This is a genomic window from Bradyrhizobium sp. HKCCYLRH3059, assembly GCF_051168035.1.
GTDB lineage: Bacteria > Pseudomonadota > Alphaproteobacteria > Rhizobiales > Xanthobacteraceae > Bradyrhizobium.
Window position 1 is genome coordinate 207,505 of sequence record NZ_JBNPUF010000006.1, and the last position, 25,682, is coordinate 233,186.

The window sequence follows — 25,682 nt, forward strand, 5'->3', positions numbered from 1 at the left end:
GGCCTTTTCGCCCCCGTGACCTTGCGGTAGAAGCGGCGCAGCAATGCCCACCCGGAAACGCCGTAAGAGGACCCCATGACCGCCATCGTCGACATCATCGGCCGCGAAATCCTGGACAGCCGCGGCAATCCCACGGTCGAGGTCGACGTCGTGCTGGAGGACGGCTCGGTCGGCCGCGCCGCGGTGCCGTCCGGCGCCTCCACCGGCGCCCACGAGGCGGTCGAGCTGCGCGACGGCGACAAGCACCGCTATCTCGGCAAGGGCGTGCTGAAGGCCGTCGAAGCCATCAACGACGAGGTCTATGAGGCGCTCAGCGACATGTCGGTGCAGGACCAGGTCCAGATCGACCAGATCCTGATCGAGCTCGACGGCACCGAGAACAAGAGCCGGATCGGCGCCAACGCGATTCTCGGCGTCTCGCTCGCCTGCGCCAAGGCCGCGGCGATCTCCTACGACATGCCGCTGTATCGCTATGTCGGCGGCACCTCGGCCCGCACCCTGCCGGTGCCGATGATGAACATCGTCAATGGCGGCGTCCACGCCGACAATCCGATCGATTTCCAGGAGTTCATGATCATGCCGGTGGGCGCGCCGAGCTTCGCGGAGGCGCTGCGCTGCGGCTCGGAGATCTTCCACACGCTCAAGGCCGAGCTGAAGAAGGCGGGCCACAACACCAATGTCGGCGATGAGGGCGGCTTCGCGCCGAACCTGCCGTCGGCGGACGCAGCCCTCGACTTCGTCATGAGCGCGATCGGCAAGGCCGGCTACACCGCCGGCGAGGACGTCATGCTGGCGCTCGACTGCGCCGCGACCGAATTCTTCAAGGACGGCAAGTACGTCTACGAGGGCGAGAACAAGTCGCGCTCGCGCTCCGAGCAGGCCAAGTATCTTGCGGATCTGGTCGCCCGCTACCCGATCGCCTCGATCGAGGACGGCATGTCGGAGGACGACATGGACGGCTGGAAGGAGCTGACCGACCTGATCGGCCACAAGTGCCAGCTCGTCGGCGACGACCTGTTCGTCACCAACGTCAACCGTCTCGCCGACGGCATCCGCAACGGCCGCGCCAACTCGATCCTGATCAAGGTCAACCAGATCGGCACGCTCACCGAGACGCTGGCCGCGGTCGAGATGGCCTACAAGGCCGGCTACACCGCCGTGATGTCGCATCGCTCCGGCGAGACCGAGGATTCCACGATCGCCGATCTCGCGGTCGCCACCAATTGCGGGCAGATCAAGACCGGCTCGCTGGCGCGCGCCGACCGCACCGCCAAGTACAACCAGTTGCTGCGCATCGAGCAGGAGCTGGACGCGCAGGCCAAGTATGCGGGCAGGGCGGCGCTGAAGGCGCTGGCCTGAGTCTGGACCAAGCTAAAGCAAAGAAAAAGGGAGGCACGCATGGGTGTCGAGACACAGGGCCTGCAACTGCGGACGTTGATCAGGCGCAGCGGCGAGCTCGAGCTCTCGCTGGTCGACGTGCCGACCCCCGAGCCGGGACCAGACGAGGTCGTGGTGCGGATCGAGGCGGCGCCGATCAACCCGTCCGATCTCGGCCTCCTCGTCGGCGCGGCGGACCTCGCGACCATGCAGGCGTCCGGCACCAAGGAGCGGCCCGTGATCACCGCCAAGGTGTCGGAGGCGGGGATGCGGGCGATGGCCGGCCGGCTCGACGAGTCCCTGGCCGTAGGCAACGAGGGCGCGGGCGTGGTGGTCAAGACCGGCTCCTCGGATGCCGCCAAGGCGCTGATGGGCCGCACGGTCGCGGCCATCGGCGGCGCGATGTACAGCCAGTATCGCTGCCTGAAGCTCTCCGAATGCCTGCCGCTGCCGGCCGGCACCACGCCGGCCGAGGGCGCCTCCTGCTTCGTCAATCCGCTGACCTCGCTCGGCATGACCGAGACGATGCGGCGCGAGGGCCATACTGCGCTGGTGCACACGGCCGCCGCGTCCAATCTCGGGCAGATGCTCAACAAGATCTGCCTCAAGGACGGCATCCCGCTCGTCAACATCGTGCGCAGCGCTGATCAGGCCGAGCTGTTGCGCGGCATCGGCGCGAAATACATCGTGGATTCGACGGCGCCGACCTTCATGGACGACCTGATCGCGGCGCTGGTCGAGACCGGCGCGACCATCGCCTTCGATGCGATCGGCGGCGGCAAGCTCGCCGGCCAGATCCTCAACGCGATGGAAGCCGCGATCAACAAGTCCGGCAAGCATCCCTACAGCCGCTACGGCTCGAACGTGCACAAGCAGGTCTACATCTACGGCAGCCTGGACACGCGCCCGACCGAGATCACGCGCGGCTTCGGCATGACCTGGAGCGTCGGCGGCTGGCTGCTGTTTCCGTTCCTGATGAAGATCGGCAAGGCGGATACCGAGCGGCTGCGCCAGCGCGTCGTCGACGAGCTGAAGACGACCTTTGCGAGCCACTACACCAAGGTCGTTTCCTTGTCCGAGGCGCTCGATCCGGCCAACCTCGCCGCGTACGCCAAACGGGCCACCGGCGAAAAATTCCTCATCGACCCCAACAAAGAGAAGTGACCTAACGTCGCTCCTCGGACGTTGCTGACGGGCTTGCGTTTGGCCCGCATGCGGAGACAATCCGCCCCGTTTGTCTGGGGGCGGTGTCAGCCGCATGGAGCACTGAGGAGAGATTTGTCATGACCCGATTGGATCGCCGTCGATTTCTGGCCGGTGCGGCCCTCGCCGGGGCTGCAACCGCTTTGCCGCCGCTGGCCGGACGGGCACGCGCAGCGGTTGCACCCGCCGGCGCGCAGGCGCCCGGCTTCTATCGCTACAAGGTCGGCGACTATGAATGCACCTCCGTCAATGACGGCGCGCGCACCTTCCCGATGCCCGACACGTTCGTCGTCAACACGGCGAAGGACGACGCGCTCGCGGCTGCCGAAAGCGCCTACATGCCGAAGGGCATGATCACGATCCCCTTCAATCCGCAGCTGATCAACACCGGCTCCAAGCTGGTCTTGATCGACACCGGCAACGGCGCTGGCGCCTTCGAGGCCAGCAAGGGCGCGGTTGGCCGCACGCTGCAGAACCTCGCTGCCGCCGGCGTCGATCCGAAGAGCATCGACGTCGTCGTGCTCTCCCACATGCATGGCGACCACATCAACGGCCTCAAGCTCGCGGACGGCTCGCTGGCGTTCCCGAACGCCGAGCTGAAGGTGCCGGCCAAGGAGTGGGCGTTCTGGAATAGCGACGAGAACGCCGCCAAGGCGCAGACCGACTTGATGAAGGGCAACTTCGCCAACTTCAAGAAGGTGTTCGGCGGGCTCGAGAGCAATGTCACTCAGTACGAGTGGGACAAGGAGGTCGCGCCCGGCATCACCGCGCTCGGCACGCCCGGTCACACGCCGGGACACACCTCGTTCGCGGTCGCGTCCGGCAACGCCAGGGTCCTGATCCAGGCCGACGTCACCAACGTCCCCGAGCTGTTCCTGCGCAACCCCGACTGGCACGTGATGTTCGACACCGATGCCGAGATGGCGCAGGCCACGCGGCACAGGTTCTACGACATGGCCGCCGCCGAGAAGGCCAAGGTGATCGGCTTCCACTTCTCTTTCCCTTCAGTGGGCTATGTCGAGAAGGACGGCGCCAAGTACCGGCTGATTCCGGCGCCGTGGAATCCGGTGATCTGAATATCGGTTAGCGTCATTGCGAGGAGCCCCCGGGTCTCGCCTCCGGCGAGCCCGAGGACAGGCTCCGCGACGAAGCAATCCAGACTCCCAACCGAGCCCTGGATTGCTTCGCTTCGCTCGCAATGACGGAGGAGAGAGGGGGCCGCCTTCGGGCGGCCTGCTCGTTTTTGCATATGCGAAATGTCGGGCTTTCCGCGGCTCGCGCGAGCGCCTATGTCGAACCTCCCGGGATGTCCGCAGGGCCTTGCATGTCGACCGATCTCTCAGCTTCCAGCGCCGATCTTTCCAACTGGCGCTCCGCGCCGTTCAGCCGCTGGGCCTTCCACAACATTCGGTCGATCCTCCCGGTCGCCGACATCGAGAGCGCGCCCGGCAGCGCGTGGCCGCTGCCGGCAAGTCCGATCTCCTTCGATCAGTTCAGCCTGCGGCTGCCGAAGGGCGGCATGCTCGATCTGGACGGATTCCTGAAAGCGACGGCGACGGACGGGCTCCTGATCCTCCACGACGGCCGCATCGTGTTCGAGCACTATGACGGCGGCACCGACCGCGACACGCCGCACATCCTGATGTCGGCGACCAAGTCGATCACCGGGCTGATGGTCGGAATCCTCGCGGATCGCGGCGAGCTCGACGTCGACGCCGAGGTCACGCGCTATGTGCCGGAAGTGGCCGCCACGGCCTATCGCGGCGCCACGATCCGGCAGCTGCTCGACATGCGTGCGGGCGTCGTGTTCGATGGTGCCGGCCTGCAGGCCTATGCCGACGCCGCGGGCTGGGAGCCGGTCGCGCCGGGCACGACGCCAAACCTGCACGATTTCTTTGCGACGATGCGCGCTCAGGCGGCGCCGCATGGCGGCGCCTTCAGCTACGTCTCGTCCAACACCGATCTGCTGGGATGGGCGATCGAGCGCGCCACCGGCCGCAGCTTCGCGAGCCTCGCCGGCAGCCTGCTGTGGAAGCCGATGGGGGCGAGCGGCGAGGCCTTCATCACCCTCGACCGCAACGGCGCGCCGCGCTGCACCGGCGGCTTCTGCGCCACCTTGCGCGACGTCGCCCGGCTCGGCCAGCTCGTGCTGTCAGGCGGGCGGCGGGGCTCTCACACGATCATTCCCGAAGGTTGGATCGACGACATCAGGCACAATGGCGATGTGCAGGCCTGGCGCGACGGCCAATGGCGCGACAGTTTTGCCGCGATCAGCCGCAACATGCACTATCGCAGCGGCTGGTACGTCACAAACGACGCGCCGCAGCTGATGTTCGCGATGGGCATTCACGGCCAGAACCTGTTCGTCGATGCCGCCAACGGCATCGTGATCGCCAAGGTCTCGTCATGGGCGCAGCCGGTCGACGGGCAGGCGATCTGGCTCACACATCAGGCGGTGGCGGAATTCACGCGCTGTCTCAAGGGGACCGGCTGAGCTCCACGACGCGGGCAAGGGTCGGGAACACTCGGGCGTTGCTTGCGATGAAACGCAGTGTTTCGCGTGAGGATGGTCCATGCACTTGCATGTTCCTGCTCGCGCGCCTTAAGTGCGCTCCACACCCCGCTCCTCAAAGGATTCCCCATGCCCGCACCTTATTCGATCGTCGCCCTCGTCGGCAGTCTCCGCAAGGAGAGCTTCACCCTGAAGATCGCCAATGCGCTCGCCAAGCTGGCGCCGGCCAGCCTGAAGATCGACGTGACCACGCTCAACGGCCTGTCGTTCTTCAACCAGGATCTCGAAGCCAATCCGCCGGCCGACTGGCTCGCCCTGCGGGAGAAGCTGAAGGCCTCGAACGGCGTGCTGATCCTGACGCCGGAATACAACCGCTCGATTCCCGGCGTGCTCAAGAATGCGATCGACGTCGCCTCGCGTCCCTATGGGCAGAGTTCGTTCCTGGGCAAGCCGGTCGGCCTCATCTCCAATTCGCCGGGCCCGCTCGGTGGCGTGGCGGCGGCCAAGCATCTGCAGAACATCATGCCTGGCATCTCTGGCCCGGTCATGGGGCAGCCGGAAATCTACCTGAATGGCGTCGGCGACGCCTTCGACGCCCAGGGCGAGCTGGTCAAGGATTCGCTCAAGACGGTGTTGCAGCAATATCTGGATGCATTCGCCGCATTCGTGGCCAAGCAGAACGGCTGATCGCGTTCGCCGCCGCCGCGTCCACCTGCGGCGGTCGGCAACTGCATGACGGGTATGATGCGGGCAGGGCGTTGACGCGCCTTGCCCGATCCGTTTCAAGGCGATGCCGGACTTGCGCAAGGATGCGCGTTGCCAAGGAAGCACGATGGCCCATTCGTTCACACCCGCGTCGTCGTCGAGGCCCGGCCCGAACCAGCCGGATCTCGACTCGGAGGCCGTCTGGCAGACGCGGATCGACCTCGCGGCCTGTTTCCGGATGGCGGCACGGCACGGGTTCGAGGAGGGCATCTGCAACCACTTCTCGGCGCTGGTCCCCGGCTATGACGACCTCTTCATCGTCAATCCCTACGGCTATGCGTTCCGCGAACTGACGGCCTCGAAGCTCCTGGTGTGCGACTTCGACGGCAACGTCATTGCCGGCGACGGCCGCCCGGAGGCGACCGCCTTCTACATCCACGCCCGCATCCACAAGGCGCTGCCGCGCGCCAAGGTCGCGTTCCACACCCACATGCCCTACGCCACCGCGCTGTCGATGACCGAAGGCGACCCGCTGATCTTCGCCGGGCAGACGGCGCTGAAATTCTATGGGCGAACCGCGGTCGACGCGAACTACAACGGGCTGGCGCTCGACGCGCGGGAGGGGGATCGCATCGCCGGGGCTGTCGGTGATGCCGACATCGTCTTCATGAAGCATCATGGCGTCATGGTTCTGGCGCCGACCATCGCCGAAGCCTGGGACGATCTCTACTACCTTGAGCGCGCCTGCCAGGTGCAGTGCCTGGCGCTGTCGACCGGCCGCAAGGTGGTGCCGGTCGCGCCCGAGATCGCCGAGGCCGCCTATCGCCAGATGCGCGAAGGAGATGCGGAATCGGCTCGGTTGCACCTCGAGGCCGTCAAGCGCATGCTCGACCTCGAAGAGCCGGTCTACCGGAGCTGAGGACGGATCGTCTGGAGGCTGGTTCGATGTCCAAATTGGAGCTTTCTGCCGAGCAGCACGCAGCGCTGGATCGCCCCGTCTGGTCAGCCCTGACCACCGGGCACCGAGCGCTTGCGGAGGGCGCCGCGCATGCTCGTCGCTATCCGGCGGCGATTGCGCCATTTGCCGCCATGTCGGACGACAGCGATGCTGCGTGGTCTGAACTCGCCGACCTTGCCAACGAGGATGTCGTTGCGATCGTGACCCCTGCACCCCCGGGCGATGTGCGTGGCCTTGACGCCCGGCTCAGAGCCAGCGTCCGCCAGATGGTTGCCGTCGGGGCGGTCGATCCCGTGGGGGATGCCGCGGTCGAGGTGCTGGACGAGCGCGACATCCCGGCGATGCTGGAACTGACTGCGCTGACCAAGCCCGGTCCGTTCCTGGCCAGGACCCGCGAGCTGGGCCGCTACATCGGCATTCGCGACGGGGAGCGACTGGCGGCCATGGCCGGGGAGCGCATGCGCCTCGACGGGTTCACGGAAATCAGCGCAGTCTGTGTCCATCCGGACTATCGCGGCCTTGGCTATGCCCAGAGGCTCGTCACGGTCCTGATGACGGCCATCAGGGGCAGGGGCGAGACGCCGTTTCTCCACGTCATAGACGACAATCATGCCGCGATCGCGCTGTATGAGCGTCTCGGCTTCGTGTCGCGAGCCACCTTGTGTTTCACGGTGCTTCGGCAATCCGTCAGCTAGTGACGGGTGATGGGACCTTCGGAAAGAAGCCGCCGCGGCGCAGATTAGCAGATCCTTAACCAAGCCCCCCCCATCTTCCGGCCCATGGTCTCCCGCGCGCGGCTCAAATCGTTCCTGACCGGGCTCGCCCTCTACACGATGGCGGCCGCCATCATCGGCTATTTCGGCATCAACGCCTATACCGGCCGCTACGGCCTGACCGCGCGTCAGGAGCTCGACCAGGAGATCATTGCGCTCACCTCCGAGCTCGCCCGGCTGAAGCAGGAGCGGGCGGAGGGTGAAAAGCGCGTGTCGCTGCTGCGCTCCGACCGGGTCGATCCCGACATGCTCGATGAGCGCGCCCGCTTCCAGCTCGGCTACGCTAACCCGCGTGATCTGATCCGGATCAATCGGCCGCAGTGACGCGTGTCCCTTCGCCGCGGTGCCTAAACTTTAGCAGGCCGTGGCGTCGGGAATTTCAAAAAACCGCTCATCAGCATTCGATTATTTCGCGCTCGTTTGCAGTGCGGCAAAGCAAAATGAACCGCAATTCACGCAGTCCTTTTACGTGCCTTGGAGTTGAGCTAGAGAGAGCTACTTTTTCTCTCATCCGGAATTGCCATGGCCGCACCCAAGAAAACCGCCGCAAAGGAACAAGGGCAGGACAGAGACAACGGCCCGCCGCCGGAATTCACCAGAGAACAGGAATTGGCTGCGCTCCGCGACATGCTGCTGATCCGCCGCTTTGAGGAAAAGGCCGGTCAGCTTTATGGCATGGGTGCGATCGGCGGCTTCTGCCATCTTTACATCGGCCAGGAAGCCGTCGTGGTCGGCATGCAGATGGCGCTGAAGCCGGGCGATCAGGTCATCACCGGCTATCGCGATCACGGCCACATGCTGGCCACCGGCATGGACGCCAAGGGCGTGATGGCCGAGCTCACCGGGCGCCGCGGTGGATACTCCAAGGGCAAGGGCGGCTCCATGCACATGTTCAGCATGGAGAAGAACTTCTTCGGCGGCCACGGCATCGTCGGCGCCCAGGTCTCGCTCGGCACCGGCCTTGCGCTCGCCAACCGCTACCGCGGCAACGACTCGGTCAGCGTCGCCTATTTCGGCGACGGCGCGGCCAACCAGGGGCAGGTCTATGAGAGCTTCAACATGGCGGAGCTCTGGAAGCTGCCGGTGATCTACGTCATCGAGAACAACCGCTATGCGATGGGTACGGCGGTGTCGCGCGCCTCGGCGCAGACCGACTTCTCCAAGCGCGGTATCTCCTTCAACATCCCGGGCGAGCAGGTCGATGGCATGGACGTCCGCGCCGTGAAGGCTGCGGGCGAGAAGGCCGTTGCCTGGTGCCGCGAGGGCAAGGGCCCTTACATTTTGGAAATGCAGACCTACCGCTATCGCGGCCACTCGATGTCGGACCCGGCGAAGTATCGCACCCGCGAGGAGGTCGAGAAGGTCCGTCACGACCAGGATCCGATCGAGCAGGTCCGCAACCGCCTGCTGGCGGCCAAGGTCAGCGAGCAGGATCTCAAGACGATCGATGCCGACGTGCGCAAGATCGTCAACGAGGCCGCCGATTTCGCGCAGGCCGATCCCGAGCCCGATGTCGCCGAGCTCTACACCGACGTTTACCGCTGAGCGCGCGCAAGCTGTTTCTCTGGAGCTGATATGCCTATTCAAGTTTTGATGCCTGCGCTGTCGCCCACGATGGAAAAGGGCAATCTCGCCAAATGGCTGAAGAAGGAAGGTGAGGCGATCAAGTCGGGTGACGTGATCGCCGAGATCGAGACCGACAAGGCCACGATGGAGGTCGAGGCGACCGACGAGGGCACGCTCGGCAAGATCCTGATCCCCGAAGGCACCGCCGACGTCGCGGTGAACACCCCGATCGCCACAATCCTCGCAGATGGTGAGACCGCCGCCGATCTCGGCAAGGCGGCAGCGCCGGCCGCTGAGATGAAGGCCGCGCAATCCGCGCCGCCATCCGAGCCGGCTACGACCATGCAGGCATCACCCGCGCCGACCGGCGTGGCTGCGCCGCAGAGCGTGGCCGAGCCCGATCCCGAGGTGCCCGCGGGCACCGAGATGGTGACGCAGACCATCCGCGAGGCGCTGCGCGACGCCATGGCCGAGGAGATGCGCCGCGACGGCGACGTCTTCATCATGGGCGAGGAGGTCGCCGAATATCAGGGCGCCTACAAGGTCACCCAGGGCCTGCTGCAGGAGTTCGGCGCCCGCCGCGTGATGGACACGCCGATCACCGAGCACGGTTTCGCCGGCATCGGCGTCGGTGCCGCGATGGCCGGCCTGAAGCCGATCGTCGAGTTCATGACCTTCAACTTCGCCATGCAGGCGATGGACCAGATCATCAACTCCGCGGCGAAGACGCTCTATATGTCCGGTGGCCAGATGGGCTGCTCGATCGTATTCCGCGGCCCGAACGGTGCTGCCGCCCGCGTTGCCGCGCAGCACAGCCAGGACTACGCGTCCTGGTACTCGCACGTGCCGGGCTTGAAGGTGATCGCGCCGTATTCCGCGGCGGACGCCAAGGGCCTGCTGAAGGCCGCGATCCGCGATCCGAACCCGGTGATCTTCCTCGAGAACGAGGTGCTCTACGGACACTCCGGCGAGGTGCCGAAGCTCGACGACTACGTGATCCCGATCGGCAAGGCGCGCATCGCCCGCAGCGGCAAGGACGTCACCATCATCTCGTGGTCGAACGGCATGACCTACGCGCTGAAGGCCGCCGATGAGCTTGCCAAGGAGGGCATCGAGGCCGAGGTGATCGACCTGCGCACGCTGCGTCCGATGGACACCGAGACCATCGTCGCCTCGGTCAAGAAGACCGGCCGCGCGGTGACGGTGGAGGAGGGCTGGCAGCAGAGCGGCGTCGGCGCCGAGATCGCCGCGCGCATCATGGAGCACGCCTTCGACTATCTCGATGCCCCAGTCGCGCGCGTGTCCGGCAAGGACGTGCCGATGCCGTATGCGGCGAATCTCGAGAAGCTCGCGCTGCCCTCGGCCGCGGAGGTCGTTCAGGCCGCCAAATCCGTCTGCTACCGCTAAGGGAAAGCCCAGATGGCCGGACCCAAGGAGCAGCCATTGCCGCCGGACGTCATCGGCCGCGAGGACGCCACCGAAGTGTTGCGCGCCTTCGTGCTCGATGGCGGGCTCTCGATCGCCTTCCAGCGCGCGTTCGAGGAGCCCGACGTGTGGGGGCTGCTCCTGGTCGACGTCGCCCGTCATGCTGCGCGCGCCTATGCGCGCGAGAGCGATTATTCCGAAGACGAGGCGCTGCAGCGCATCGTCGAGATGTTCGAAGCCGAGCTGGCTCGGCCGACCGATACGGGCACCACCAGCCCCAGGTCGAAACAAGGTCACTGATCATGCCGATCAACATTCTCATGCCCGCGCTGTCGCCGACGATGGAGAAGGGCAACCTCGCTCGTTGGCTCAAGAAGGAAGGCGACCAGGTCAAGTCCGGCGAGGTCATCGCCGAGATCGAGACCGACAAGGCCACGATGGAAGTCGAGGCGGTCGACGAAGGTACCCTCGCCAAGATCCTGGTGCCGGAAGGCACGCAGGACGTGCCCGTGAACGACGTGATCGCGGTGCTTGCCGGCGAGGGCGAGGACGTCAAGGCCGCCGGCAGCGCACCGGCTGCGGCAGCTCCCAAGCCCGAGGCCAAGCCCATCGCCTCGGCGGCTCCCGCTGCGACGGCTGCACCGGCCGCGGCGCCCGCGCCGAAGCCGGCTACGGCTCCTGCGCCAGCCGCGCCTGCGGCGGCCCCTCAGGTCAACGGTCATGCGCGCATCTTCTCGTCGCCATTGGCGCGACGTCTCGCCAAGGATGCCGGCATCGATCTCGGCCGCATCACCGGCACCGGCCCGCACGGCCGCGTCGTTGCGCGCGACGTCGAGGACGCCAAGTCCGGCAAGGGCCTGAAGGCCGCGCCGTCGGCGGCACCCGCCGCGGCAGGCGCGCCCGCGCTGGCGCCGTCGATGTCGGACAAGCAGATCCTGGCGCTGTTCGAGCCCGGCTCCTACGAGGTCATCCCGCATGACGGCATGCGCCGCACCATCGCGCAGCGCCTGACGGCGTCGGTGCAGAACGTCCCGCACTTCTATCTCACGATCGACTGCGACATCGGCAAGCTCCTGGCTGCGCGCGAGGAGATCAATGCGGCAGCTCCAAAGGACAAGGAGAAGAAGCCGCTCTACAAGCTCTCGGTGAACGATTTCGTCATCAAGGCGATGGCGGTGGCGCTGCAGAAGATCCCGAACTGCAACGTCAGCTGGACCGAAGGCGGCATGGTCAAGCACAAGCATTCCGATGTCGGTGTCGCCGTCGCAATGCCCGGCGGACTGATCACGCCGATCATCCGCAAGGCCGAGACCAAGACGCTGTCGGCGATCTCCAGCGAGATGAAGGACTTTGCCGCGCGCGCCCGCTCGCGCAAGCTGAAGCCGGAGGAATATCAGGGCGGCACCACGGCCGTCTCCAACCTCGGCATGTACGGCATCAACCACTTCACCGCCGTGATCAATCCGCCGCACGCCACGATCCTCGCGGTTGGCACCTCGGAAGAACGCCCCGTCGTGCGCAACGGCAAGATCGAGATCGCGAGCATGATGAGCGTGACGTTGTCGTGCGATCACCGCGCGATCGACGGCGCGCTCGGCGCCGAGCTGATCGGCGCCTTCAAGCAACTGATCGAGAATCCCGTGATGATGATGGTGTGATCTTGCTTTCCGGAGCGGGATGGCAAACGGGGCCAACGCATGCGCATCAGAACGCGGTGGCCCTGGATCACGGCGCTGGTGAGCGCCGCGCTGTTCGCCAATCCGCTCGGGATCGACGTCATCTATTCTGCCTTCTTCTCCGGCGAGGCGCTGTCGCGCGGCATCTGGGCGCCAATCGCGCTCGCCGGATTCGCTATCTGCACCCTGCTGATGCTCCTGGAAGCCGTCATGCGAGCCATGATCTGGCGACGCTCCGTCCGCAGCCCCACCGTCTGATTTCCGACTGCTTAAGTTGAATGGGAGCCGTCATGGCCGACACATCCTTCGACATCATCATCATCGGGTCCGGCCCAGGCGGCTACGTCGCCGCGATCCGCGCCGCCCAGCTCGGCTTCAAGACCGCGATCATCGAGAAGTCCTACCTCGGCGGCATCTGCCTGAACTGGGGCTGCATCCCGACCAAGGCGCTGCTGCGCTCGGCCGAGATCTATCACTACATGCAGCATGCCAAGGACTATGGCCTGTCGGCGGAGAAGATCTCCTACGATCCGAAGGCGGTTGTGCAGCGCTCGCGCGGCGTCTCGAAGCGCCTCAATGACGGCGTCGGCTTCCTGATGAAGAAGAACAAGGTCCAGGTGATCTGGGGCAAGGCTGCGATCGACGCGCCCGGCAAGATCACGGTGACCAAATCCGACGTCGAGGCGCCCAAGGGCGCGCTGGGCGAGGGGACCTATCAGGCGAAGCACATCATCGTTGCCACCGGCGCGCGGCCGCGTGTGCTGCCGGGACTCGAGCCGGACAAGAAGCTGGTCTGGACCTATTTCGAGGCGATGGTTCCTGACAAGATGCCGAAGTCGCTGTTGGTGGTCGGCTCTGGCGCGATCGGCATCGAGTTCGCGTCGTTCTTCCGCACCATGGGCTCCGAGGTGACGGTGGTCGAGGTGCTGCCGCAGATCCTGCCCGTGGAAGACGCCGAGATCGCCGGCCTCGCGCGCAAGCAACTGGAGAAGCAGGGCCTCAAGATCATGACCGGCGCCAAGGTCACCAAGCTCGACAAGAAGAGCGACAGCGTGGTGGCGACGATCGACGACGGCAAGGGCAAGACCGAGACGGTCGAGTTCGATCGCGTGATCTCGGCGGTCGGCGTCGTCGGCAACATCGAGAATCTCGGGCTCGAGAAGCTCGGCGTGAAGACCGATCGCGGCTGCATCGTCATCGACGGCTACGGCAAGACCAACGTCCCCGGCCTCTACGCGATCGGCGACGTCGCGGGTCCCCCGATGCTCGCGCACAAGGCCGAGCATGAGGGCGTGGTCTGCGTCGAGGCGATCAAGGGCCTGCATCCGCACCCGATGGACAAGAACCTCATTCCGGGCTGCACCTATTGCCATCCGCAAGTCGCCTCGGTCGGCCTCACCGAGGCCAAGGCCAAGGAGCAGGGCCGCGACGTCAGAGTCGGCCGCTTCCCCTTCGTCGGCAACGGCAAGGCAATTGCGCTCGGCGAGGACCAGGGCCTGGTCAAGGTGATCTTCGACAAGAAGACCGGACAACTGATCGGCGCCCACATGGTGGGCGCCGAGGTCACCGAGCTGATCCAGGGCTATGTCGTGGCGATGAACCTCGAGACGACAGAGGAAGAGCTGATGCACACGGTCTTCCCGCATCCGACCCTGTCGGAGATGATGAAGGAAGCCGTGCTCGACGCCTACGGCCGCGTGCTGAACATGTAGCTCCGTCCCCGCTCGTCATGCGCGGGCTTGACCCGCGCATCCATCGCGCTTCGGGAAATTCTGCGAAGCGGATGGATTGTCGGGTCAAGCCCGGCAATGACGACAGCAGCCAGAAAGTCACTGCCGTGAAATCCAGCGACAATCTCACCATCGAACGTCCGACCTTCGTCACCCATCTCGAATGCGCGATGGAAGGCGATCACTATCCGGCGGATCAGGTCCACAACCTCTCCAAGGCCGGCAAGCCGCTCTTGGTGCGCTACGATCTCGCAGGCGTGAAGCGGGCGCTCACGAAGGACGCGCTGGCGCAGCGTCCGGCCGACATGTGGCGCTATCGCGAACTGCTGCCGGTGCGCAAATGCCAGGACATCGTCAGCCTCGGCGAAGTCATGACGCCGCTGATCAGCCTGCCGAAGCTGTCCAAGAAGCTCGGCGGCGGCGAGATCATCGTCAAGGATGAGGGCCGGCTGCCGACCGGCTCGTTCAAGGCGCGCGGCCTCGTGATGGCGGTGTCGATGGGCAAGGCGCTCGGCATCAAGCACATGGCGATGCCGACCAACGGCAATGCCGGTGCTGCGCTCGCGGCCTATGCGACCTCCTGCGGCATCAAGACCACGATCTTCTGTCCGGCCGATACGCCGGAGGTGAACGTCAGCGAGATCGAGCTGCAGGGCGCGACCGTCTACCGCGTCAACGGACTGATCGACGATTGCGGCAAGATCGTCGGCGAGGGCAAGGCCAAGGTTGGCTGGTTCGATACGTCGACGCTGAAGGAGCCGTATCGCATCGAGGGCAAGAAGACGATGGGCCTGGAGCTCGCCGAGCAGCTCGGCTGGGACGTGCCCGACGTGATCTTCTATCCGACCGGCGGCGGCACCGGCCTGATCGGCATGTGGAAGGCGTTCGACGAACTGGAGAAGATCGGCTTCATCGGTTCCAAGCGTCCGCGCATGGTCGCGGTGCAGGCGTCGGGCTGCGCGCCGATGGTGCGGGCCTTCGAGCAGGGCGTCGAGCATGCGACCCGGTGGGAAGACGCCCACACCATCGCGTCCGGCATCCGCGTGCCCCAGGCGGTGGGTGATTTTCTCATCCTGCGCGCGGTGCGCGAGAGCAAAGGTTTCGCCATCGCGGTCGATGATGAGAAGATTTCATCTGCGCTCAGCGAAGTCGCGCGCGAGGAGGGGCTGCTGTTGTGCCCGGAAGGCGCGGCGACCTATGCCGCCTACAAGCAGAGCCTGGCCGACGGGCGCGTAACGAAAAACGATCGCGTCATGCTGTTCAATTGCGCGACAGGACTTAAATATCCGCTGCCGCCGGTCACCCGCACGCTCGATCGTCACCAGCCGATCGACTTCGGGCAGTTCTAACTAACAACCGGCACCGCGGCCTCGGGCACATGCTCCGGCGCAGACGCATTCGCGTCTGCCGCCGGTGCGTGCGACACAAGGGAGGACGTGATGCGACGAGCTCTTTGCGCCGTGCTGTTGGTGTGTCTTGCGCTGATGCAGCCGGCGCGCGCCGACAATTATCCCTCGCGCGCGATCACCGTGATCGTGCCATTCGCTGCCGGCGGCCCATCGGATGCGATGATGCGCATCCTCGCCGAGCACATGAGACAGACGCTCGGCCAGCCCGTTCTGATCGAGAACGTGACAGGGGCGGGCGGCTCGATCGGCGTGGGCCGTGCCGTCCGCTCGAAGCCCGACGGCTACACCGTGAGCTTCGGCCATCTCGGCACCCATGTCGCCAACGGCGCCGTCTACCGGCTCGGCTATGACCTCGAAGCCGATCTCGAGCCGGTGGTGCTGCTGCCGAGCAATCCGATGATCATCGTCAGCAGGAACAATATCCCGGCGAAGTCGCTGCCGGAGTTTCTCGCCTGGGTGAAGTCGCAGCCGAATCCCGTGTCGGCCGGCACCGCGGGCAATGGCTCCGGCAGCCACATCGCGGGGCTCTATTTCGAGCAGATCACCGGCCTCAGGCTGCAATATGTGCCGTATCGCGGCACGGGACCGGCGATGAACGATCTGGTCGCCGGCCAGATCGATCTGATCGTCGACCAGACCTCCAACGCCATCAACCAGGTTCGTGCCGGGACGATCCGCGCCTACGCCGTCACCGACGCCAAGCGGCTCGAGTCCGCGCCGGAGATTCCGACCACCGACGAGGCCGGCCTGCCGGGCTTCCACATGACCCTGTGGTCGGGCCTCTGGCTGCCGAAGGGCGCCAGCAAGGAGATCGTCGACACCCTCAATGCGGCGGCGGTGGCCGCGCTGGACGAGCCGGATGTGAAAAATCAATTGAAAAACCTGGGGTTGCAGATGCCGACGGCCGACCAGCGCAGCCCCGCCGCGCTTGGAACCTTGCAGCGCGCCGAGATCCGCAAATGGTGGCCGATGATCCGCGCCGCTGGGGTGGTGCCGGAGTAGGCTCACCCTGCCACGCCCAATCGCACATGGTTGCGCATCGGCCACGAATGTTGCGACGTCGCCACAGTTTACGAAGTTTTGGTAACAATCTCCGGCGCTCCGCAAACGCGCCGCTTTTTAGCCACACCTGGTCGTGAAATACTTTGATCAGAACATAACCAGTGCGTGTGAGGCTGCCGAAAATCCACTTGCCGGATTTTGAGCGTTCTCCGCAGCACCGGGAGGCCAAAACAGCGATGGACGCGAAGACCGACATCAAGCGCAGGCTGCCCAGCCGTCATGTGACGGAAGGGCCCGAGCGTGCGCCGCATCGGTCCTACCTCTACGCCATGGGCCTCACCACGGCGCAGATCCATCAGCCCTTCGTCGGCGTCGCCTCGTGCTGGAACGAGGCTGCGCCCTGCAACATCGCGCTGATGCGGCAGGCCCAGGCGGTGAAGAAGGGCGTCGCCCACGCCGGCGGCACGCCGCGCGAATTCTGCACCATCACCGTGACCGACGGCATCGCGATGGGCCATGACGGCATGCGCTCGTCGCTGCCGTCGCGCGAGGCGATCGCCGATTCGGTGGAGCTGACGATTCGCGGCCATTCCTACGATGCGCTCGTCGGCCTCGCCGGCTGCGACAAGTCGCTGCCGGGCATGATGATGGCGATGGTCCGGCTCAACGTGCCCTCGATCTTCATCTATGGCGGCTCGATCCTGCCCGGCAATTTCCGCGGCCAGCAGGTCACCGTGCAGGACATGTTCGAGGCTGTCGGCAAGCATTCGGTGGGTGCGATGTCGGACGACGACCTCGACGAGCTCGAGCGCGTCGCCTGCCCATCGGCTGGCGCCTGCGGCGCCCAATTCACGGCCAACACGATGGCGACGGTGTCCGAAGCGATCGGGCTGGCGCTGCCTTATTCGGCCGGGGCCCCGGCGCCTTACGAAATCCGCGATGCCTTCTGCATGACCGCCGGCGAACAGGTCATGGAGCTGATTGCCGCCAATATCCGCCCGCGCGACATCGTCACGCGAAAATCCCTGGAGAATGCCGCTGCGGTTGTGGCGGCGTCCGGCGGGTCGACCAATGCTGCGCTGCATCTACCTGCGATTGCACACGAGGCCGGCATCAAGTTCGACTTATTCGACGTCGCCGAAATCTTCAAAAAGACACCTTATATCGCGGATTTGAAGCCGGGTGGCCGCTATGTCGCCAAAGACATGTTCGAGGCTGGTGGCATTCCGCTCTTGATGAAGACGTTGCTCGACCATGGCTATTTGAACGGCGACTGCCTCACAGTCACCGGCCGGACGATCGCCGAAAACCTCAAAGGCGTGAAGTGGAATCCGCACCAGGACGTGGTGGTGCCGGCTGACAAGCCGATCACTGCAACCGGGGGTGTCGTCGGTCTGAAAGGCAATCTCGCGCCAGAGGGCGCGATCGTGAAAGTCGCGGGCATGTCGAACTTGAAATTCTCTGGGCCGGCCCGCTGCTTCGATCGGGAAGAGGACGCCTTTGACGCCGTCCAGAAGCGCACCTATCGCGAAGGCGACGTGATCGTCATTCGCTACGAGGGGCCGCGCGGCGGTCCGGGCATGCGGGAAATGCTGCAGACCACGGCGGCGCTGACAGGGCAGGGCATGGGCGGCAAGATCGCGCTGATCACCGACGGCCGGTTCTCGGGCGCGACCCGGGGCTTCTGCATCGGCCATATCGGACCGGAGGCGGCGGTCGGCGGACCGATCGCGCTGGTCGAGGATGGCGACATCATCGAGATCGACGCCGAGGCGGGCATCCTTAACGTGAAGTTGAGCGATGCCGAGCTGGCGACACGCAAGACCAAGTGGACGCCGCGTGAGACGCATCACACGTCAGGTGCACTTTGGAAATATGCCCAGCAGGTGGGGCCGGCCGTGGCGGGCGCCGTGACCCATCCAGGTGGTGCGCAAGAGAAGTATTGCTATGCGGACATCTGATCGGATCCTTTTCGCATTGATGCTGGGGGTTGCCCCGCTCGCGTTGCCGACGCCATCGTTCGCGTTCGATGGCGCTCCGGTCAACCAGGAGCCGGCGATCCCCGTGGCTGGACAGCAGGCTGGCGCCGGCGCGCTGCGCAAGGCGCTGCCCGCGACGACGTCCTCGACCTCACCCACGCAGTCCCTGACGGCGCTGCAATACGCGGCGGAGGAAGGTCACCCGATTGCGCAGTTCAAGCTCGGCCGCATGTATGCGGCGGGCGATGGCGTTGCGCGCGACGACATGCGCGCCTTCGACTATTTCAGCCGCATCGCCAATGCGCATGCGGAGGACAGCCCGTCGGCGCCGCAGGCGCAGATCGTCGCCAATGCCTTCGTCGCGCTCGGCCGCTATTACCTGAGCGGCATCCCCAACACGAAGGTCAAGGCCGATCCGGATCGCGCGCGGGAGATGTTCTCCTATGCGGCGTCCTACTTCGGCAATGCGGACGCCCAGTACGACCTGGCGCGGATGTACCTGAAGACCGCGGATGCCTCGCGCGACGACTTCCGTTATGGTGCGCGCTGGCTCGGCCTCGCCGCGCAGAAGGGCCAGCACCAGGCCCAGGCGCTGCTTGGTCAGATGCTGTTCAACGGCGACCGGCTGCCGCGCCAGCCGGCGCGCGGACTGATGTGGCTCACGCTGGCGCGCGACAGCGCCGGTCCGGACGAAGCCTGGATCAAGGAGAGCTACAACCGCGCCTTCGCCAAGGCCTCGGACGATGACCGCGCCTCGGCGCTGCAGATGCTCGAGAGCTGGGTGCAGGGCAAGCGCGAGTAGCAGGAGCGGAATGCATCGCGTTCCCTCCGTTCGAGCGAGGGGCTGCGATGATCATCCGCGATGCGACGGCTGACGATGCCGAGGCGGCCTGCGCCGTGTTGCGGGCCTCGATTTCCGAATTGTGCAGGGACGACCACCGCGGCGACCCGCAGATCCTGGCGCGCTGGCTGGCCAACAAGACACCCCAGAACGTGGCGCAGTGGGCGGACGGGCAGGGGCGCTCACTGCTGGTCGCGGTCGAGGATGGTGCGATTCTCGCGGTCGGCGGGCTCGCCCATCCCGGCGAGATCACGGTCAACTACGTGTCGCCGCGAGCCCGGTTTCGCGGCATCAGCTCGGCGCTTGTGGCCGAGCTGGAGCGGCGGGCGCTCGCGCTTGGTGCAAGGGAGATCGCCTTGTTGAGCACCGAGACCGCGCATCGATTCTATCTCGCCCGCGGCTACGCCGATGTCGGCGTGCCCGCCGGCAAGTTCGGCGCCGCGGCCTCCTATCCGATGCGCAAAACCCTCGGTCCCGCGCGGTGAGTCGCGGGTCGCGACGACACATCGAGGCCATGGCAGCGGATGCCTAACGAATAGGCGTCGGCGCGCCGATGTTCTGACCAGCGTCAGGTTCCAGAACCAAAATCGGCGAACTTTGGTACACGAACGACCGCGATGACGCCAAAACGCGCTTGGCACGATTCGTGAGTGCAAATCCTCTGCAACAGCAGAGGCGGCACGTTTGCACAGCGTTCGGATCGGCCTGATCATTCCTCAGCGCGGCTCGGCGGGGTTGTGGGCCCCCTCCGCGGAAGCCTGTGGGCGGCTGGCCGTGACCGAGCTGAACCAGGCCGCCGGCATCCGCCGCCGACAGGTCGAGCTGATCGTCATCGACGCCGGCGCAACCGCCGCCAGCGCGGGTCGGGCCGCGGTCGAAGCGGTCGACGAGTTCGCCGTCGACGGCCTCGTCGGCATGCTGCCGAGCTACGCGCGCGATCCTGTCGCGCAGGCCGCGCGCGGCCGCGTGCCGTTCGTCTACACGCCCCAGTTCGAGGGCCTGCCGGCGAACAGCGACGTGATGACCACGGGCGAGACCGCCGGCGAATTGCTGGCACCCGCGATCCAATGGCTCTCGGAGTGCAAGCACGCCCGGCGCTTCTTCCTGTGCGGCAACGACTACATCTGGCCGCGTTCCTCGCTCGACATCGCCAAGCGCCTGATCGCGCGATACGGCGGCGTCGTCACCGGAGAGCACTACGTGCCGGTCGGCGTGCATGATTTCGACGAGATGCTCGATCGTATCAAGACCACGCGCAGCGATGTCGTTCTCCCGGTCTTTCTCGGCTTCGACTGCATCGCCTTCAGCCGCGCCTTCTGCGCCGCCGGGCTCAGCCGCCACGTTCTGCGCTTCTCCTCGGCCTTCGACGAGACCATCGTCTATGGACTCGACAGCAGCGAGACCGAGAACGTCTTCGTCGCCTCCAGCTACTTTGCATCGCTGCGCTCGCGCAACAACGGCGCCTTCCTGGAGCGTTACTACACGGCGTTCGGCGACAACCCGCCGCCCGCGAACGGCTATGGCGAGTCCTGCTACGAGGGCATTCACGCGCTCGCCGCGCTGATCGAGCGCGCAGAGAGCTTCGATGCGCGCGTTCTCAGGCGCTTCTTCGGGCGCACGCTGCAGCGGCGCACGGCGCGCGGCACGGAGGCACAGCCGGTGGTTGGCGGCCGGCACCCGATCCACCTCGCCGAGCTGGACGGCTACGATTTCTCGGTTGTCGCATCGTCACACTGAGCGCTGCCGCGCCAAAAAGAACTTGCATTTTCAAATATTGTAATTTTAAACTTTGCGCGACTTGTGCAACAGCATCACCAACCGATGGGGACCCCTGATGACTTTTTCCCGCCGTCGTTTTCTGCAACGCTCGGCCATCGCGACGTCGACCTTGATCGCGACACCTGCGGTGTTCCGTTCAGGCGCGCTCGCGGCCGAGAACCCGATCACGGTCGGCAGCCTGCACGACCAGTCGGGCCCGATCGGCACCTCCGGCACGCCGATGGTCTACGCGCTGCAGCTCGCCGTCGATGAGATCAATGCCGCCGGCGGCCTGCTCGGACGTCCCTTGAAGGTCATCCACTACGACACCCAGTCCAACATCCAGCTGTACTCGCAATATGCCCAGCAGCTGGCGGTGAAGGACAAGGTCGACGTCGTGCACGGCGGCATCACCTCGGCCTCGCGCGAGGCGATCCGGCCGACCTTCGACCGCTTCAAGGTGCTGTACTTCTACAACACGCTGTACGAAGGCGGCGTCTGCGACCGCAACACCTTCTGCACCGGCACCACGCCGGCGCAGACGGTCGAGAAGCTGGTGCCGAGCGCGATGAAGAAGGCGGGCAAGAAGGCCTACATCATCGCGGCCGACTACAATTACGGTCAGATCACCGCGAAGTGGATGACCAAGTACTGCAAGGACAATGGCGGCGAGATTCTCTCGACCGACTTCTTCCCGCTCGACGTGACCAATTTCGGCTCGACCATCTCGAAGATCCAGGCGGCCAAGCCCGACCTCATCCTGTCGGCGCTGGTCGGCGGCAACCACACCGCGTTCTACCGGCAGTGGACCGCCGCCGGCATGAAATCGAAGATCCCGATCGCCTCGACCACCTTTGGCCTCGTCAACGAGCCCTCGACGCTGGACGCGGCGGAAAGCGATGGGGTCATTGGCGCCTACGGCTATTTCGAGGAGCTGACCACGCCGGCCTCGAAGAGCTTCGTCGAGAAGATCAAGAAGGCGCATCCGGATTCGCCTTACATCAGCGAGCTCGCCTCGTGCACCTATGAAGGCGTGATGCTGTGGGCCGAGGGCGTCAAGAAGGCCGGCAGCATCGACCGCATGAAGGTGATCGAGGCGCTCGAAAGCGGCCTCGTCTTCGATGGTCCGAGCGGCAAGGTTTCGCTGGACAAGCCGACCCATCACACCGTCCGCAACGCGTTCCTGGCCGAAGTCAAGGATCGCAAATGGTCGGTGCTGGAAACCTACACCGATGCCAAGCCGGCGGACACCGCGAGTGTCTGCGACCTCGTCAAGAACCCGAACGATACCAAGCAGTACATCATCAATCTCTGACGCGCTTTCGGGTCCCGCCGCATCGGCGGGACCCGTTGTCTCCTGGACTGCCTGGAAAGACCCCGCATGGCGATCTACGTCATCCTCGCGCTCGACGTCCTCAATGGAATCTCGTCGCTGTTCCTGCTGTGCCTGGGACTGGCGATCATCTTCGGCATGATGAAGATCATCAATCTCGCCCATGGCGAGTTCATCATGCTCGGCGCCTATGCGACCGTCATTTCCGCCAATGCCGGTGTGAACATCTGGATCGCGATGTTGATCATTGCGCCCTTGTTCGTCGGCATCGTGGGGCTCGTGATCGAGCGCTGCCTGATTCGCTTCCTCTATGGCCGCCTGGTCGATTCGATGCTTGCGACCTGGGGCCTCAGCCTCCTGATCATCGGGATCATCACGACGATCTATGGCAACACCCAGCAGGGCGTGCCGACGCCGCTCGGCGGCTTCTCGATCGGCTCATATCAGTCGAGCTATTACACGTTGTTCCTCGCCTTGATGGCGGCGGTCATGATGGCGATCATCTATGGCGTGATGCGCTACACCCGCTTCGGCCTGGTCGCGCGCGCCACGATGCAGAATCCGGCGATGGCGGCGACGCTCGGCGTTAACCCGGCCCGGGTCTACATGAGCACCTTCGCGCTCGGTGCGGCGGTGACCGGCCTCGCCGGCGGCCTGCTGGCGCCGGTGTCCGGCATCACCCCCGTGATGGGCGGCGCCTATGTCGCCAAGGCGTTCATGACCGTGGTCGGCGGCGGCGCCGCGATCCTCTCCGGCACACTCTCGGCCGCGAGCCTGTTCGGCTCGGTCAACCAGATCGGCGCCTATTTCACCACGCCGGTCTATGGCGAGGTGATCGTCTTCACCACCGCGATCGTGCTGATCCGCTTGCTGCCGCAGGGCATCTCCGGGCGCTTCTTCAAGGGGAACCTGTGATGGACAAGCACCTCCGTCTTTCCGGCCAGGTGGGCGCGATCGTCCTTGCCATCGCAGCGATTGCGATCGTGCCGAGCGTCATCGAGCTGTTCGCGCTGATGCAGCTGACGCTGTTCGCTGCTATGGCGGTGCTGGCGCTCAGCCTCGCCTTCATCTGGGGCTTCGGCGGCATCCTGTCGTTCGGGCAGACCGCGTTCTTCGGGCTCGGCGGCTATGCCTATGCGATCGCGGCCATCAATTTCCAGGATTCGACGCCTGCGATCTTGGTGGCCATCGCGGTCCCGGCGACGTTCGCGGCGATCCTCGGCTATTTCATCTTCTTCGGCCGCATCTCCGACGTCTATCTCGGCGTCATCACGCTCACGGTGACCCTGATCCTGTTCAACTCGGTCAACTCGACCTCGGGCGATGCGTACAAGATCGGCAAGGCGCTGCTCGGCGGCTTCAACGGCATGCCGGCGGTGCCGACCTTCAACATGCCGTTCGATCCGTCGACCGTGCTGTCGCCGGAGCAGTCGTGGTGGACCACGGCCTATGTGCTGCTCGGCGTGTTCCTGATGCTGCGCCTGTTGCTGGCGCTACCGGCGGGTCGGATCATCGTCGCGGTGCGCGAGAACGAGGTGCGGGCCTCGCTGCTCGGCTACGACCCGCGGCTGGTGAAGTGCCTGACCTTCATCCTCGGCGGTGCGATCGCGGGGCTTGCCGGCGCGCTCTACGTCAACTGGGGCGCCTTCGTCAGTCCGACCATCTTCAGCCTGTCGCTGTCGGCGGAGATCATCATCTGGATCACGGTCGGCGGGCTCGGCACCTTGTTGGGGCCGATCATCGGCTGCGTCGTCATCGAATACATCGTCGCCTATATCGGCTCGCAGCAGCTGTTGAACTCCAACCTCGTGCTCGGCGGCGTGCTGGTGATCTTCGTGCTGCTGCTGCCGAAGGGCATGGTGCCGACCGCCCGCGATCTCGTGATGCGGCTGATGCCGGCCTCCAAGCCGAAAGCCAATGGTCCACCGGTGCAATCCGCTGCGGCGCCGCATCCTGCAGGAGCCGAATGACATGGCGGACCTCGTTCCTCTGCTCAAGGCCGAGCACCTGACGATGCGCTTCGGCGGCGTCGTCGCCAATGACGACATCACCTTCACCCTGCAGGAGATGGAGTTGCGCTGCCTGATCGGCCCGAACGGCGCCGGCAAGAGCACGTTCTTCAAGACGCTGACGGGACAACTGGTGCCAACGTCGGGCAGCATCGCGTTCCGCGGCATGCCGATCGCCGGCAAGCTGTCGCACGAGATCGCGCGCATGGGCATCGGCATCAAGACCCAGGTCCCGAACGTATTCAACGGCCTCTCGGTGCGCGAGAACATCTGGATGGCGGTGCGCCGCAAGGCGACCCCGCGCCAGCAGGGCCCGGCGGTCAATGCCGTGCTCGAGATGATCCGGCTGACCGACTACGCCGACAGCATCGTCGCGACGCTGTCGCACGGCCAGCGCCAATGGGTCGAGATCGGCATGGTGCTCGCCGCCGAGCCCGAGCTGATCCTGCTCGACGAGCCCGCCGCGGGGATGACCGACGAGGAGACCTTCCACACCGCTGCGATCATCCGCGAGATCAACCAGACCCGTGCGATCGTGGTCGTCGAGCACGACATGGAGTTCATCAAGCAGATCGCCAAGCGCGTGACGGTGTTCCACCAGGGCCGCGTGCTGGTCGAGGACACCGTGGACAAGGTGCTCGCCGACCAGCGCGTCCGCGACGTCTATCTCGGCAAGAAGGTGGCGGCATGAGTGCGCTTCTCGAAGTCAACGGGCTCAAGTCCGGCTATGGCCGGATCCCGATCCTGTTCGGCGTGGACCTGACGGTCGCCGACGGCGAATATCTCGGCATCCTCGGCCATAACGGCATGGGCAAGACCACGGCGTTGCGCACGCTGATGGGGCATCTGCCAACCACCGACGGCTCGGTGGTGTTCGCAGGCCGAGCCATCACGCATCTCAAGCCGCACGAGCGCTCGCGGCTCGGCATCGGTCTGGTGCCGCAGGGCCGGGAGATCTTTCCGGACCTTTCGGTCATGGAAAATCTGCGCATGGGGCTCGCCGCGGCTCCCAAGGAGGACCGTAGCGTCATCGACACCGTGCTGCAGGATTTTCCGCGGCTGGTGCGGCTGCTCGATCGCCGCGGCGGCGCGCTGTCCGGCGGCGAGCAGCAATTGCTGGCGCTGGCACGCTGCCTGTGCACCAAGCCGAAGCTGATCCTGTTGGACGAACCGACCGAAGGCATCCAGCCGTCGATCATCGAGGAGATCATCGAGACGCTGCTGGCGTTGAAGTCGCGCTGGAAGATGTCTTTGATCGTGGTCGAGCAGAACCTCGAATTCATCACGTCGTTATCGGACCGCATCCTGCACATCCAGAAGGGGCGTATCACCGAGGAACTCGACCGTGAGACTCTCCTGGCCCGGGAAGGTCAGATGGTCCCGAGCTAGAGCCCGTACCGGCGCAGCTGCGCCGGCCCATTGAACT

25 protein-coding genes are annotated in these 25,682 nt (G+C 65.4%); all 25 read left to right on the forward strand.

What is annotated here, in order from left to right; translation table 11 throughout:
- Positions 1-75: 75 nt before the first annotated feature.
- Positions 76-1,359, forward strand: coding sequence for a phosphopyruvate hydratase (gene eno, locus ACQR13_RS20110; RefSeq protein ID WP_315738192.1), 1,284 nt, complete (start codon positions 76-78; stop codon positions 1,357-1,359).
- 39 nt (positions 1,360-1,398) lie between these two features.
- Positions 1,399-2,541 (forward strand): zinc-binding dehydrogenase, encoded by a 1,143-nt coding sequence (locus tag ACQR13_RS20115; protein ID WP_434863131.1) that lies wholly within the window; start codon positions 1,399-1,401, stop codon positions 2,539-2,541.
- Positions 2,542-2,660: 119 nt separating this feature from the next.
- Positions 2,661-3,656 (forward strand): MBL fold metallo-hydrolase, encoded by a 996-nt coding sequence (locus tag ACQR13_RS20120; RefSeq protein WP_316186344.1) that lies wholly within the window; start codon positions 2,661-2,663, stop codon positions 3,654-3,656.
- Positions 3,657-3,904: 248 nt separating this feature from the next.
- On the forward strand, positions 3,905-5,074 hold the full coding sequence (locus ACQR13_RS20125) for a serine hydrolase domain-containing protein (RefSeq protein WP_316225536.1): 1,170 nt from the start codon (positions 3,905-3,907) through the stop codon (positions 5,072-5,074).
- Positions 5,075-5,221: 147 nt separating this feature from the next.
- Complete coding sequence (locus tag ACQR13_RS20130; RefSeq protein WP_316165286.1) at positions 5,222-5,779, forward strand: NADPH-dependent FMN reductase; 558 nt, start codon at positions 5,222-5,224, stop codon at positions 5,777-5,779.
- 145 nt (positions 5,780-5,924) lie between these two features.
- Positions 5,925-6,716 carry an aldolase gene (locus ACQR13_RS20135; RefSeq protein ID WP_316225535.1) on the forward strand — a complete coding sequence of 264 codons (792 nt, stop codon included), beginning with the start codon at positions 5,925-5,927 and terminating at the stop codon, positions 6,714-6,716.
- Between the two features lie 26 nt (positions 6,717-6,742).
- A complete protein-coding gene (locus ACQR13_RS20140) occupies positions 6,743-7,450 on the forward strand; it encodes a GNAT family N-acetyltransferase (protein WP_434863132.1) in 708 nt (235 codons plus the stop codon).
- Positions 7,451-7,534: 84 nt separating this feature from the next.
- Positions 7,535-7,852, forward strand: a complete 318-nt coding sequence (locus ACQR13_RS20145; RefSeq protein WP_316175304.1) for an FtsB family cell division protein — start codon at positions 7,535-7,537, stop codon at positions 7,850-7,852.
- Positions 7,853-8,050: 198 nt separating this feature from the next.
- The gene (pdhA, locus tag ACQR13_RS20150) at positions 8,051-9,073 is read left to right on the forward strand and encodes a pyruvate dehydrogenase (acetyl-transferring) E1 component subunit alpha (protein ID WP_315711659.1); all 1,023 of its coding nucleotides are present in this window, start codon (positions 8,051-8,053) and stop codon (positions 9,071-9,073) included.
- 30 nt (positions 9,074-9,103) lie between these two features.
- Entirely contained in the window at positions 9,104-10,501 is a 1,398-nt protein-coding gene (locus ACQR13_RS20155; RefSeq protein ID WP_315711660.1) for a pyruvate dehydrogenase complex E1 component subunit beta, read from the forward strand.
- 12 nt (positions 10,502-10,513) lie between these two features.
- Positions 10,514-10,819: a DUF5076 domain-containing protein gene (locus ACQR13_RS20160; RefSeq protein WP_015666657.1), complete on the forward strand. Its 306-nt coding sequence runs from the start codon at positions 10,514-10,516 to the stop codon at positions 10,817-10,819.
- A 2-nt stretch (positions 10,820-10,821) separates the two neighbouring features.
- Positions 10,822-12,177: a pyruvate dehydrogenase complex dihydrolipoamide acetyltransferase gene (locus ACQR13_RS20165; RefSeq protein WP_434843750.1), complete on the forward strand. Its 1,356-nt coding sequence runs from the start codon at positions 10,822-10,824 to the stop codon at positions 12,175-12,177.
- 39 nt (positions 12,178-12,216) lie between these two features.
- Entirely contained in the window at positions 12,217-12,453 is a 237-nt protein-coding gene (locus ACQR13_RS20170) for a hypothetical protein (protein ID WP_315827498.1), read from the forward strand.
- A 32-nt stretch (positions 12,454-12,485) separates the two neighbouring features.
- A complete protein-coding gene (gene lpdA / locus ACQR13_RS20175; RefSeq protein ID WP_316175307.1) occupies positions 12,486-13,907 on the forward strand; it encodes a dihydrolipoyl dehydrogenase in 1,422 nt (473 codons plus the stop codon).
- 125 nt (positions 13,908-14,032) lie between these two features.
- A complete protein-coding gene (locus ACQR13_RS20180) occupies positions 14,033-15,274 on the forward strand; it encodes a threonine synthase (protein ID WP_315750955.1) in 1,242 nt (413 codons plus the stop codon).
- 90 nt (positions 15,275-15,364) lie between these two features.
- Positions 15,365-16,336, forward strand: a complete 972-nt coding sequence (locus ACQR13_RS20185) for a tripartite tricarboxylate transporter substrate binding protein BugD (RefSeq protein ID WP_315827501.1) — start codon at positions 15,365-15,367, stop codon at positions 16,334-16,336.
- 236 nt (positions 16,337-16,572) lie between these two features.
- A complete protein-coding gene (ilvD, locus tag ACQR13_RS20190; protein WP_315711667.1) occupies positions 16,573-18,297 on the forward strand; it encodes a dihydroxy-acid dehydratase in 1,725 nt (574 codons plus the stop codon).
- A gap of 103 nt (positions 18,298-18,400) precedes the next feature.
- Positions 18,401-19,117, forward strand: a complete 717-nt coding sequence (locus ACQR13_RS20195; protein ID WP_409977886.1) for a tetratricopeptide repeat protein — start codon at positions 18,401-18,403, stop codon at positions 19,115-19,117.
- A 47-nt stretch (positions 19,118-19,164) separates the two neighbouring features.
- Positions 19,165-19,641: a GNAT family N-acetyltransferase gene (locus ACQR13_RS20200; RefSeq protein WP_434863133.1), complete on the forward strand. Its 477-nt coding sequence runs from the start codon at positions 19,165-19,167 to the stop codon at positions 19,639-19,641.
- 199 nt (positions 19,642-19,840) lie between these two features.
- The gene (locus ACQR13_RS20205; protein WP_316172811.1) at positions 19,841-20,893 is read left to right on the forward strand and encodes a substrate-binding domain-containing protein; all 1,053 of its coding nucleotides are present in this window, start codon (positions 19,841-19,843) and stop codon (positions 20,891-20,893) included.
- A 97-nt stretch (positions 20,894-20,990) separates the two neighbouring features.
- The gene (locus ACQR13_RS20210) at positions 20,991-22,229 is read left to right on the forward strand and encodes an urea ABC transporter substrate-binding protein (RefSeq protein ID WP_434840723.1); all 1,239 of its coding nucleotides are present in this window, start codon (positions 20,991-20,993) and stop codon (positions 22,227-22,229) included.
- A 66-nt stretch (positions 22,230-22,295) separates the two neighbouring features.
- Entirely contained in the window at positions 22,296-23,162 is an 867-nt protein-coding gene (locus tag ACQR13_RS20215) for a branched-chain amino acid ABC transporter permease (RefSeq protein ID WP_315711674.1), read from the forward strand.
- Positions 23,162-24,217 carry a branched-chain amino acid ABC transporter permease gene (locus tag ACQR13_RS20220; RefSeq protein ID WP_316202399.1) on the forward strand — a complete coding sequence of 352 codons (1,056 nt, stop codon included), beginning with the start codon at positions 23,162-23,164 and terminating at the stop codon, positions 24,215-24,217. The genes ACQR13_RS20215 and ACQR13_RS20220 overlap by 1 nt, the downstream gene beginning before the upstream one ends.
- 1 nt (position 24,218) lies before the next feature.
- Positions 24,219-24,947: an ATP-binding cassette domain-containing protein gene (locus ACQR13_RS20225; protein WP_315711676.1), complete on the forward strand. Its 729-nt coding sequence runs from the start codon at positions 24,219-24,221 to the stop codon at positions 24,945-24,947.
- Positions 24,944-25,645 (forward strand): ABC transporter ATP-binding protein, encoded by a 702-nt coding sequence (locus ACQR13_RS20230; protein WP_315711677.1) that lies wholly within the window; start codon positions 24,944-24,946, stop codon positions 25,643-25,645. Before ACQR13_RS20225 ends, ACQR13_RS20230 begins: the two co-directional genes overlap by 4 nt.
- Positions 25,646-25,682: the final 37 nt, after the last annotated feature.